Genomic DNA, 10,404 nt, shown 5'->3' with positions numbered 1-10,404 from the left:
CCCAAGGCCAGACCCCAGATGACCACCCGTCTGGCCCACCGCCGAAATCACCTCCAGCCGCAGCTCATCCGCCACCTGACGAAGATCAGACGCCGAAAGCAAACGCAAATCCGCCGGCTCTGCTATCCTGTCCAGCAACGGCGTCTCAAATATTCCAGTCATCCGCCGCTATTACTCCACGCAAAAACCAGTGTCGATTGCGACAATTCGAAGATCAGCTGGCTACGCGCGCGCAATCTGCGCAGATGCCGCGCACTTCGATCACCGGTCGCTCCGGCGAAAACCCGGCGGCTTCGGCGGCCTGCCTTACCGCCCGGGTAAGCTTGTCGTCATCGAGATGCGTCGTCTGCCCACATGAATCACACACCAGGAATATGCAGTCGTGTCGACAATCAGGATGCGTGTTGGCGACATAGGCATTGGCGCTTTCCACCCTACGCGCGAGATTGGCACCGACGAAGAGATCGAGGATGCGATAGATGCTGTTTGCCGCGATCCGCCTCCCCTCTCGCTTCGATACCGCATCGGCAATGTCATAAGCGGAAGCTGGCTTGTCGAATCCGGCAAGAGCATCAAACACGCTGGCGCGCATCATGGTCCATTGCTCGCCGGAGCGTTCGAGCGTCTTTTGCGCGGCGCGGGTCAGGTCCTCGCCGCGCGATTCGTGGTGCTGGTGGGCATGGCCGGGCATTGTCGGGAAATAGGCCGGAGCAGGCGACGCTACAACCCGCGGCGCTTATCAGTTCTCCGCCCGGCGGTTCAGATCGTGGCCGAAGGCGAGAATGCCGACGCCCACCACGGTCCATAGCGATTCGGCATGCCCGCCATCGTGCGGGAGCGACAGCGCCCCCATCATGATGCCCAATCCTAGCGAGCCCATCGCGAGCGGCATCAGATACCCGTGATGGATCACCCCACGGATCAGCGCGATCGCGCCCAGCCCGATGGCGACTGTCAATCCCACCTCGTGAAAGATCGGGTTGCCGAGCATTCCCCCGACGGTCGAAAGCATCGCGAGCAATACCGCACTCGCCAGGCAATGCACGACGCACAATCCTGACAGCATGATCGCCAGCCGATCTAGCGTCCCAAATCGACCGAGGCGAGTCGCGTTTCCCATTCGGCAGTCGATGTAGAACAGCAGGAGAGATGTTACAATATCACATCGGTAAAATCGTGTCGTGCCGGCTCGGCTTGGCAGGGTTGCCGGGCTCCGCTAGTGCGGAGCCATGTTGCAGCCTACACCGGGATACGTCTCCACCGCGCGCCCGGCGGCGCTTGCCCGCTGGCTATGGTGTGTCGCGGCCCTTATTGTTGCCATGGTAGTTGTTGGCGGCATCACCCGGCTGACCGAATCCGGCCTGTCAATCACGCAGTGGAAGCCGATCAGCGGCATCATTCCGCCACTGAACGACGCACAATGGCAGGCCGAGTTCTCAAACTACCAGAAAATCCCCGAATATCAGCAGCTAAACAAGGGGATGACGATCGCCGGCTTCAAGGCGATCTTCTTCTGGGAATATATCCATCGCGTGCTCGGCCGTGTAATCGGACTTGCATTCGCGCTGCCGCTGATCTGGTTCGCGTTCAGACGGCAGATACCACGCGGCTATGGCTGGCGATTGAGCGCGATCCTCGCGCTGGGCGGCCTGCAGGGAGCGATCGGCTGGTGGATGGTCAGCTCCGGCCTGTCGGTTCGCACGGATGTCAGCCATATTCGCCTTGCGGTGCATCTGCTGACCGCGCTGTTCATCCTGGCCGGCATCGTCTGGACAGCGCTCGATCTTCGGGAACAGACGCATGATCCGCTCGCGCGGCCTGCCCGTCTGAGCCCCCCCGTCGCGTTAGTGCTGCTGCTGCTTGGCGCTCAGATCATGTATGGCGCTTTCACCGCCGGGCTGGACGCGGGCTACGCCTTTTCAAGCTGGCCGCTCATGGGCGACGAGCTATTCCCCTCGAACGTGCAGATGCTGACACCGGCGTTGAGCAATGCCATCGACAACCCCATCGTCGTTCAGTTCATTCACCGCTGGCTCGCATTTCTGGCCGCGGGCGGGCTGTTCTGGCTAGCGCTGCGCGCCGGGCGGCCGGCCGGGAACGCTGTAGTGCTGCTTGTCGTGCTCCAGATATCGCTCGGCATTGCGACACTGCTGAGCGGGGTTCAGATCGGCATTGCGGTAGCGCATCAGGCAAATGCCGCGCTGCTTCTGATCGCATCGGTATCGGCATCTCACGCGATCGGCGCTCGGCGACGGTAGCTGCGAGAAGAGGCGGCCATCACACCGAAAAGCGCCATTCAAATTTAACGGGTAAAATAATACCTGTCGCGGATCGCCCGGAAATCTTGACTTCCCGATACTGCTGACGCATTGACCGGCGGTCGGCGCTGCGCCCGTGGGCGCGGCGTCCTTTTGTTTTGATGAGGTCAAACAGCCATGAAGGCGCTGATGAAGACCACCAAGTCGGCCAAGCCGCACGAGGTGGAGAAGAAATGGCATATCGTCGATGCCAGCGGCCTGGTGGTCGGTCGCGCGGCGGTGGTTATCGCAAATGTCCTGCGCGGCAAGCACAAGACGAGCTTCACCCCCCACGTTGATTGTGGTGACAATGTCATTGTCATCAACGCCGACAAGATTCGTTTCACCGGCAAGAAGCTGGCTGACAAGATCTATTACAAGCACACCGGCTATGCCGGCGGCATCAAGGGAATCACCGCGGGCAAGGTGCTGGAAGGCCGCTTCCCCGAGCGCGTGCTCGAAAAGGCCGTTGAGCGCATGATCCCGCGTGGGCCGCTCGGTCGCCAGCAGATGCGCAACCTGCGCATCTTCGCGGGCAGCGAGCATCCGCACGAAGCGCAGAACCCGGAGCCGCTCGATATCGCCGGCATGAACCGCAAGAACAAGGTGGGCGCATAATGTCCGACAATCGCCAGTCCCTCGCCGATCTCGGCGCCGCCCTCGCGCATCAGCACGACGCAGCCGTCGCAGCGTCCGATGAAAAGGCCGAGGCCTATCTCGACGGCAAGATCGACGAGCCGGTTCAGCGCGCCCCGCTGCGCGCGCAGGAAATCGACAAGCAGGGTCGTGCCTATGCCACCGGGCGCCGCAAGGACGCCGTCGCGCGCGTCTGGCTGAAGCCGGGCTCGGGCAAGATCACGATCAACGGTCGCGATCAGGAAATCTATTTCGCGCGCCCGACGCTGCGCCTCGTCATCAACCAGGTGTTCGGCATCACCGAGCGTGAGGGCCAGTATGACGTGGTCTGCACCGTCAAGGGCGGCGGACTGTCGGGCCAGGCAGGCGCGGTGAAGCATGGCATCAGCCAGGCGCTCACCAAGTATGAGCCGGCACTGCGTTCGCCAGTGAAGGCCGCCGGCTTCCTCACCCGTGACAGCCGCACGGTGGAACGTAAGAAGTACGGCCGCGCGAAGGCGCGCCGCAGCTTCCAGTTCTCGAAGCGCTGAGCGAACTGCTCCGGCAGCGCCGGGGTTATTGCAATCGCAACCGATCGAGGCGGTCCGGCAACGGGCCGCCTTTTTCGTATCCGGTCATCCTGCGTACAGCGACGTGCAGCTAGCGCCGCTGCATGCCCGCCAGCCTAGATCTCGCCCAGCATCTGCCGGTCGCCGCGCTGCTGATCGCCGTGCTGCTGCTGGCCGCTTTTCTTCGGCGAATTCCGATCGTCGGCCGTCTTTTCGATCTGTCGCTGCTGCTGGGGCTGGCGTTCATCCTGGCGACGCTCGTCGATCAACGCGGGCGCACGAATCCCTATGTCGCCAGCATCATGCGCGCACTCAATCTCGCCCCGACTGCCGAGCAGGTGACGGGCAAAGAAACACGCGTTCGCATGTCGCCGGACGGACACTTTTGGGTAACCGTCCGGTTCGGCGATACGACGCGACGAATGCTGGTGGACAGCGGCGCGACAGTGACTGCTTTGTCGGCTGACAGCGCCAGCGATGCCGGGCTGGATGTTCAGCAACCGGCGTTGCCGATACTGATACGTACCGCAAACGGCACGATTCACGCGCAAACATCCACCATCGATGAAATGCGATTGGGCAATGTCGTGGCGCGCGCGCTGCCGGTAGTTGTCTCCCCGGCGTTCGGCGATGTCGACGTGCTGGGAATGAATTTCCTGTCCCGGCTGCAATCATGGCGCGTCGAGGGTAACACGCTGATCCTCGTTCCGCATCACCCGCAAGAACGGCCGGCCGCAGCGTAATCCCGGCAGGATTACATCCGCACGATGACGTCGGCGAGCCGCTCGGCTTCAGCTTCGTCGTGCGTCACCAGCAGCAGCGGCACGGCAGTGTCATCGCGGACCCGCTCGATCAATCGCATCGCCTCTTCCCGCCGCGCGCGGTCAAGCGACGAGAGGGGCTCGTCTAACAGCAGGAACTGCGGCCCGGAGAGGAGCACGCGACCGATCGCCACCCGCCGTGCCTCGCCACCGGATAGCGCACGCGGCCAGCGATCGAGCAGGTGTGCGACGTCGAGAGACTCGGCGATCGACAGCAGCCGCCCCGTGCCGGTCGCGCCGTAAAGAAGGTTCCGGCGGACATCGAGGTGCGGAAACAATCGCGCGTCCTGAAACACATAGCCGGCCCGCCGACGATGCACAGGCACATCCACCCGAGTCGCACGATCGGAAAGCAGCCGGCCATCGATCCGCACATGGCCATGATCCGGGCGCAACAGCCCCGCGATCATATCCAATACGCTTGTTTTCCCTATCCCCGACGGACCTACCAGCGCCACCGCGCGCGCATCGGTGGCGAATGCGGTGGCGATCAGCGCATCCCCACGGCGCAGCGTCAGGTCGATGTCAAAGGACATTCACGCCCCGTCCCGCCCGCCGAGCGAGCCATTCAGACGTCAACAGCGCAATCAGACTGATGGCGACGGAAATAGCGGCGAGGCGCCACACGGCGCCCTCCCCGCCCGGTCGCTGCAATGCTGAATAGATCGCGAGCGGCAGCGTCTCCGTTTCGCCCGGCACGTTCGAGACGAAGGTGATCGTTGCGCCGAACTCCCCGAGCGCACGGGCGAACGCCAGCATTGCTGCGGCCAGCACCCCTGGCCAGCACAACGGCAGGGTGACGGTGCGAAAAGTGCGCCAGCGCCCCGCCCCGAGCGTCCGCGCGGCATCCTCGAGGCGCCGGTCGACCGCCTCGAGTGAAAGGCGGATCGCACGCACCGCGAGCGGCAGAGCCATAACCCCCGCAGCGATCGCCGCGCCCGTCCAGCGAAACAGCAACGTCACGCCAAACCAGTTCAGCAACGGCCCGCCGAGCGGCCCCGTCGGGGCGAACGCGAGCAACAAAAGCCAGCCAGTCACCACCGGCGGCACGACCAGCGGCAGATGGATCACCGCATCGAGCAGGGTTCGCCCAGGAAACTTTCGCCGCGCCAGGAGATAGGCGAGCGCGAACGCGACCGGCAGGACGGATAGCGTTCCCACGCCGCCAACGAGCAACGACAGCCTGACGATCGGCCAGATGCCCTCCGCCATCAGGGGCGCAGGAAGCCGAAGCGAGCGAAGGTAGCGCGGCCCTGCGTGCTGATGAGAAAATGCCTAAAAGCTTCGGCGGCAGGATTGCGAGAGTTTACCAGGCGCGCGATCGGGTAGCGAATTGGCGGGTGGCTTGAGGCCGGGAAGATGCCGGCGATCCGCACCTTGGGCGAGGCGCGCGCATCCGTTTCGTAGACGATTCCGAACGGCGCCGCGCCGCGCTCCACCAGGGCCAGCGCCGCGCGGACATTTTCGGCGCGCACGATATGCGGCGCAACTGCAGACCACGCCCCGAGCTTTTCCAGCGCCGCCTGCCCGTATTTCCCGGCCGGGACGGCGGCCGGATCGGCCATCGCCACGGCGCCTTGTGCCAGCACCGCGCCGAGCGTCCGTAGGGTTATGCGCGTTCGGGCATGGGCCGGTTCAATCACCACCAGCCGATTGCCGACAAGATCGACCCGCGTGCCGCGCGCGAGCAGCCCTTTTGCCGCCAGAGCATCCATCCATTCTTCGTCGGCCGAAACAAACAGGTCCGCCGGCGCGCCCGCGATCAGCTGCCGCGCGAGCGCGGATGAGGCGGCAAAGGAAATCACAGGCCGCGCATGCCCGGCGCGCGCCCATGCATCCGCCGCGGCGTTCATCGATTCCTGCAGCGATGCGGCGGCGAGCACCAAAGGTGCACGCTCCTGCGCGGCAACCGGCAGGGCTAACAGCGCGAGCACCATCGCGACAAAGGCGGCCAGGCGCCGCGTCATGCTCCCGCTCATGTGATTGCGGAAGCGCGGCCTCATCCCTCGTCACCCATGCGCAGCGCGGCGATAAACGCCTCCTGAGGGATCTGCACCGAGCCGTATTCGCGCATCCGCTTCTTGCCTTCCTTCTGCTTGTCCAGCAGCTTGCGCTTGCGGCTGATATCGCCGCCATAGCATTTCGCAGTCACGTCCTTGCGCATCGCGGCGATCGTTTCGCGCGCGATCACCTTGCCGCCGATCGCCGCCTGGATCGGAATCTTGAACAGGTGCCGCGGGATCAGATCCTTCAGCCGCTCGCACATCCCGCGCCCGCGCGTCTCCGCCGTCCCGCGATGGACGATCATGCTGAGCGCATCGACCGGCTCGTTGTTGACGAGGATGCTCATCTTCACGAGATCACCATCGCGATAACCGATCTGGTGATAGTCGAAACTGGCATAGCCGCGGCTGATCGATTTCAGGCGATCATAGAAATCGAACACCACCTCATTGAGCGGCAGCTCATAGGTAACCTGCGCGCGGCCGGCGACATAAGTAAGGTTCTTCTGGATACCGCGCCGATCCTGGCACAGCTTCAGGATCGAGCCGAGATATTCGTCAGGGCAATAGATGGTGGCTTCGATCCATGGCTCGGCAATGCTCTGGATCTTGTTGGGATCGGGCATGTCCGCCGGATTGTGCAGTTCGATATGGCCTGCGCCATGCGTCAGCTCGATCTGATAGACCACGCTCGGCGCGGTGGTGATGAGATCGAGGTCATATTCGCGCGTCAGCCGTTCCTGAATGATTTCGAGGTGCAGCAGGCCCAGGAAACCACAGCGGAAACCGAAGCCAAGCGCCGCGGAGGTTTCCATTTCGAAGCTGAAAGAGGCGTCGTTGAGCCGCAGCTTGCTGATCGATTCGCGCAGCTTCTCGAAATCGTTCGCGTCGACCGGAAACAGGCCGCAGAAGACGACCGGCTGCACTTCCTTGAAGCCAGGCAGCGCCTGCGTCGCCGGGCGTTTCGCATCGGTGAGCGTATCGCCGACGCGAGCCTGCGCGACATCCTTGATCTGCGCGGTGATGAACCCGATCTCGCCGGGGCCGAGATCGGACAATTGTTCTATTTTGGGACGGAAGCAGCCGACGCGGTCGACGAGATGCTGGGTGCCGGCCTGCATGAACGTAACCTGCTGGCCCTTGCGCAGCACACCGTCGATCACGCGGACGAGGATGACGACGCCGAGGTAAGGATCGTACCAGCTATCGACGAGCATCGCCTTCAGCGGCGCGGACGCATCGCCCTTCGGCGCCGGAATGCGCTCCACCACCGCATCGAGAATCTCGTCGATGCCGATGCCGGACTTGGCCGAGGCGAGAATCGCATTTGATGCATCCAGCCCGATGACATCCTCGATCTCAGTCCGCACCTTCTCCGGCTCGGCGGCGGGCAGATCGATCTTGTTGATGACGGGCACGATCTCGTGATCGTGTTCGATTGACTGATAGACGTTGGCAAGCGTCTGTGCCTCCACGCCCTGCGCGGCATCCACCACCAGCAACGCGCCCTCGCAGGCAGCCAGGCTGCGCGACACCTCATAAGCGAAATCGACATGCCCCGGCGTGTCCATGAGGTTGAGAACATGGCCCTTCCATTCAAGCCGCACCGTCTGCGCCTTGATGGTGATGCCTCGTTCCTTCTCAATCTCCATGTTGTCGAGCACTTGCGCGGACATTTCGCGATCGGAGAGCCCGCCGGTGCGCTGGATCAACCGATCTGCAAGCGTGGACTTGCCATGATCGATGTGGGCGATGATCGAAAAATTGCGAATGCGGTCGAGCGGCGTTGTCATGATGATAGCGCCTCTAGGCGGCGGCGCGACACGCGTCAAAGCCCCCGCTGGCCACTCGCTACGGCTGATGTTAAGCCGATGGGAACAAAGATGTGAACATCAGGGGCCGCATCGTTCTGTCTTGCGCCGCATGTGACGGCGTTACTCGGGGAGTGAGAAAATGTTGAGGAACTTCGCGTTGATCGCCGCAGGGTCGGCGATCGCACTGGTTGCGACGCCGGCCGGCGCCCAGAAGCTTGCCAAGCCTTCCGCCGGCCAGCGGCTCCAGGAGCAGACCGCGAATGACGTGCCGCGGTGCTTCCGCAAGCTCGGCACGCTCTCGATCGTAGATGGTGACGACCCTCGCCCGTGGACGCAATACAGCCTGGCTGCGCCCTCGAAGTTGCTGAAGGTGCTCGTGCAGCGTTCGGGCTGCTTCAATCTGGTCGATCGCGGCAGCGGGCTGCAGGCCGCGCAGCGCGAGCGAGATATCGGTGCGGACCTTGGGCTGCAGCGTCGCTCAAACGTCGGTCAGGGCCAGATCAAGGCTGCCGATTACGTTCTGGTCGCCGAAATCCAGGGCGCGAACTCCAATGTTTCAGGCGGCGGCGCGGCTGCGGGGATCGGCGGGCTGGTGGGCGGCCGCTTCGGCGGGCTGCTCGGCGGGATCGGCAGCAAGAAGATGGAGGCGAACACCGTCCTTTCGATCACCAACGTCCGCACCACCGAAACGCTTGCAACCACCGATGGCTATGCCGCGAAGAACAATCTGACGTTCGGCGCCGGCGGCGGCGTGGGCTTCTTCGGCGGCGGTGCGGCGGCCGTCGGCGGCGGCTATGACAACACCGATATCGGCCGGATCGTCACCCTGTCTTTCATCCAGGCCTATTCGAAGCTGGTGAACGAGCTCGGCCTGGTCCAGCCCGGGCAGCAGGGCACGGCCGAAGCGGCACCGACCAAGAGCTTTACCGCGCAAGGCCCGGTCGCGCTCCATGCCACCGCACTCGCCACGTCCAAGACGATCCGCACGCTGCCGCCGGGCACGATCGTCTATCCGACCGGCAACAAGAACGGTCTGTGGTGGGAAGTCGCCGACGAGAATGACAATGTCGGCTGGGTGCTCAATTCGCGGCTCGCGCCATCACGTTGACCGGACGACCGCTCAGGCCCGGCGCGCGATGCGCTCCGGGTCTGGTGCCGCGCCGGCCCGGGCGATGGCATCGAGCACATGCTCGTAACGTGCTTCCCCGGATCCGCTGATCGTCTCCCAGCGTACGCCGCGACGATCCAGTTCAGCCTTCGAAAGATCGAAGAATCGCTGGCGCTCACCCGCGCTGCCGAATATCCGCGTGCCGTCTTCGATCCACGGCAAATCGATATCGAACAGCAGATAGAGATCGGCGGTATTGTCCCACCGCGCAAACCATGGATCGCGGCGGCCGAACAGCATGTCCGCCCACACCGCACTCATCAGGGCGTCGGTATCCACGATCACGGGAAACTGGCCGGCATCGCATGCGGCACGCACCTGCAAGTCCTGCGTGTGCGCGATCATCACCAGATCGGACATGGTGAGATCGACGCCGTAACGCTCGCAATAGGTGCGCCCGAATTCCGCCACCACTGGCGTGCCGAATTCCCGCGCCAATCGGATGGTCGTGGTGGATTTGCCAGTACTTTCCGGGCCGTGCAGGCAGACAGTCCGCGGCATCATGCGGGCAATGGCCCGCCAGCTACGCGATGCTCGGCGCGCCGCCAGTCGAACAATCCCCAACAGGCCAGCGCCAGATAGATCACGTAAAGCCCCGCAAACAGATACAAGCCCTTGGTCAGATACAGTGGGACCGAGGCAAGGTCCACGGCGATCCAGATCAGCCAGTTCTCGATCCGTCGCTGCGCCATCAGCAACTGTGCCGAGACGCTGGCGATCGCGATTCCGGCGTCCCACCAGGGATAGGACGCATTGGTGAAGCGATGCATCAGCGCGCCCCAGGCGATTGCGGCGGCAAGACCGCCGATCATCCATCCGCCGCGTTGCGCGGCGCTCATCCGCTCGACCGAGACCTCGCCAGAACGCGCGCGGGAGCGCCACCAGTTAAACCAGCCATAGATGTTCGCGATCACGAAAAAGCCCTGGAGCAGCGCATCGCTGTATAGTCGGGCTTCGAACACCACGACACCGATCAGCACGACCGATCCGATCGCGATAGGGAACGTCCACACGCTGCGTCTCGCCGCCAATGCGACGCACGCCACCCCCAGGACCGTCGCGACCGATTCGAGCATCGACATTGCCATGGCGATAAGCAGCTTGCCCTCCCTCGCCA

At 63.6% G+C, this 10,404-nt stretch carries 14 protein-coding genes; 5 read left to right on the top strand and 9 right to left on the bottom strand.

What is annotated here, in order from left to right; all coding sequences use genetic code 11:
• The 3 genes from FFS35_RS17720 to FFS35_RS17710 form a co-directional block, all read right to left on the bottom strand.
• Positions 1 to 162, bottom strand: a 162-nt coding sequence (locus FFS35_RS17720) for a 1-deoxy-D-xylulose-5-phosphate synthase N-terminal domain-containing protein (protein WP_137788207.1), incomplete at its 3' end; no start/stop codon positions are given.
• A gap of 52 nt (positions 163 to 214) precedes the next feature.
• Entirely contained in the window at positions 215 to 691 is a 477-nt protein-coding gene (locus tag FFS35_RS17715; RefSeq protein ID WP_137788206.1) for a transcriptional repressor, read from the bottom strand.
• A 48-nt stretch (positions 692 to 739) separates the two neighbouring features.
• Entirely contained in the window at positions 740 to 1,120 is a 381-nt protein-coding gene (locus FFS35_RS17710; RefSeq protein WP_137788205.1) for a MerC domain-containing protein, read from the bottom strand.
• A 109-nt stretch (positions 1,121 to 1,229) separates the two neighbouring features.
• Between FFS35_RS17710 and FFS35_RS17705 the strand changes: the two genes are divergently transcribed.
• The 4 genes from FFS35_RS17705 to FFS35_RS17690 all read left to right on the top strand — a co-directional run bounded on the left by FFS35_RS17705 (position 1,230) and on the right by FFS35_RS17690 (position 4,224).
• Complete coding sequence (locus tag FFS35_RS17705) at positions 1,230 to 2,258, top strand: COX15/CtaA family protein (RefSeq protein ID WP_137788204.1); 1,029 nt, start codon at positions 1,230 to 1,232, stop codon at positions 2,256 to 2,258.
• Between the two features lie 177 nt (positions 2,259 to 2,435).
• A complete protein-coding gene (rplM, locus tag FFS35_RS17700; protein WP_137788203.1) occupies positions 2,436 to 2,915 on the top strand; it encodes a 50S ribosomal protein L13 in 480 nt (159 codons plus the stop codon).
• Positions 2,915 to 3,463 carry a 30S ribosomal protein S9 gene (gene rpsI / locus FFS35_RS17695; RefSeq protein WP_137788202.1) on the top strand — a complete coding sequence of 183 codons (549 nt, stop codon included), beginning with the start codon at positions 2,915 to 2,917 and terminating at the stop codon, positions 3,461 to 3,463. The genes rplM and rpsI overlap by 1 nt, the downstream gene beginning before the upstream one ends.
• A gap of 122 nt (positions 3,464 to 3,585) precedes the next feature.
• Positions 3,586 to 4,224: a TIGR02281 family clan AA aspartic protease gene (locus tag FFS35_RS17690; RefSeq protein ID WP_137788201.1), complete on the top strand. Its 639-nt coding sequence runs from the start codon at positions 3,586 to 3,588 to the stop codon at positions 4,222 to 4,224.
• A gap of 11 nt (positions 4,225 to 4,235) precedes the next feature.
• Here the strand turns inward: FFS35_RS17690 and FFS35_RS17685 are convergent, their stop codons facing one another.
• The 4 genes from FFS35_RS17685 to lepA form a co-directional block, all read right to left on the bottom strand.
• On the bottom strand, positions 4,236 to 4,838 hold the full coding sequence (locus FFS35_RS17685; protein ID WP_137788200.1) for an ATP-binding cassette domain-containing protein: 603 nt from the start codon (positions 4,836 to 4,838) through the stop codon (positions 4,236 to 4,238).
• A complete protein-coding gene (gene modB, locus FFS35_RS17680) occupies positions 4,828 to 5,514 on the bottom strand; it encodes a molybdate ABC transporter permease subunit (protein WP_171007678.1) in 687 nt (228 codons plus the stop codon). The genes FFS35_RS17685 and modB overlap by 11 nt, the downstream gene beginning before the upstream one ends.
• On the bottom strand, positions 5,514 to 6,239 hold the full coding sequence (gene modA, locus FFS35_RS17675) for a molybdate ABC transporter substrate-binding protein (RefSeq protein WP_249341729.1): 726 nt from the start codon (positions 6,237 to 6,239) through the stop codon (positions 5,514 to 5,516). The genes modB and modA overlap by 1 nt, the downstream gene beginning before the upstream one ends.
• Positions 6,240 to 6,301: 62 nt before the next feature.
• On the bottom strand, positions 6,302 to 8,098 hold the full coding sequence (gene lepA / locus FFS35_RS17670; RefSeq protein ID WP_137788197.1) for a translation elongation factor 4: 1,797 nt from the start codon (positions 8,096 to 8,098) through the stop codon (positions 6,302 to 6,304).
• Positions 8,099 to 8,258: 160 nt separating this feature from the next.
• On the opposite strand from lepA, the gene FFS35_RS17665 reads away from it, so the two are divergent.
• Positions 8,259 to 9,227, top strand: a complete 969-nt coding sequence (locus tag FFS35_RS17665; RefSeq protein ID WP_137788196.1) for a CsgG/HfaB family protein — start codon at positions 8,259 to 8,261, stop codon at positions 9,225 to 9,227.
• 12 nt (positions 9,228 to 9,239) lie between these two features.
• Here the strand turns inward: FFS35_RS17665 and FFS35_RS17660 are convergent, their stop codons facing one another.
• Complete coding sequence (locus tag FFS35_RS17660) at positions 9,240 to 9,791, bottom strand: ATP-binding protein (protein WP_137788195.1); 552 nt, start codon at positions 9,789 to 9,791, stop codon at positions 9,240 to 9,242.
• Positions 9,788 to 10,363, bottom strand: a complete 576-nt coding sequence (gene pnuC / locus FFS35_RS17655) for a nicotinamide riboside transporter PnuC (protein WP_349290336.1) — start codon at positions 10,361 to 10,363, stop codon at positions 9,788 to 9,790. The genes FFS35_RS17660 and pnuC overlap by 4 nt, the downstream gene beginning before the upstream one ends.
• Positions 10,364 to 10,404: the final 41 nt, after the last annotated feature.

The organism is Sphingomonas sp. 3P27F8 (genome assembly GCF_005502745.1).
Lineage (GTDB): Bacteria > Pseudomonadota > Alphaproteobacteria > Sphingomonadales > Sphingomonadaceae > Sphingomonas.
This window is presented reverse-complemented; position numbering and strand designations above follow the sequence as displayed.